Below are 540 nucleotides of genomic sequence, written 5' to 3'. Positions count from 1 at the left end.
AGCTGGAGTTGCTAGTAATCGCGAATCAGCATGTCGCGGTGAATACGTTCCCGGGCCTTGTACACACCGCCCGTCACACCATGAGAGTTGGCAATACCCAAAGTACGTGATCTAACCCGTAAGGGAGGAAGCGTCCTAAGGTAGGGTCAGCGATTGGGGTGAAGTCGTAACAAGGTAGCCGTAGGAGAACCTGCGGCTGGATCACCTCCTTTCTATGGAGAAATGAAGAAGCAAGATGCTTACTTCGTATAGGAATTGTTTATATTAACATTTCTGTTCAATTTTGAGAAACCATGTTTCTCAAATGATGTTCTTTGAAAATTGCATATAAAATGATAATATATAACTTCAAACATATTGAGAAGTAAGCCAAGAAATATTCTTTGTGATATTAAATGCAAAACTTTGAAAAAATTTGACTGATAGGTCAAGCTACAAAGGGCGCATGGTGAATGCCTTGGCATCAGGAGCCGATGAAGGACGTGATAAGCTGCGATAAGCTTCGGGTAGGCGCACATAGCCAGTGATCCGGAGATTTCC

2 rRNA genes are annotated in these 540 nt (G+C 43.1%); both read left to right on the top strand.

Going from position 1 to position 540, the window contains the following annotated elements:
* Window positions 1-212: ribosomal RNA gene (locus H8R92_RS13075) — 16S ribosomal RNA — on the top strand; the annotation flags it as partial.
* A gap of 213 nt (window positions 213-425) precedes the next feature.
* Window positions 426-540, top strand: a 23S ribosomal RNA gene (locus H8R92_RS13070); the annotation flags it as partial.

Origin of the sequence: Clostridium lentum, assembly GCF_014287815.1 — a bacterium.
GTDB lineage: Bacteria > Bacillota > Clostridia > Clostridiales > Clostridiaceae > Clostridium > Clostridium lentum.
This window is presented reverse-complemented; position numbering and strand designations above follow the sequence as displayed.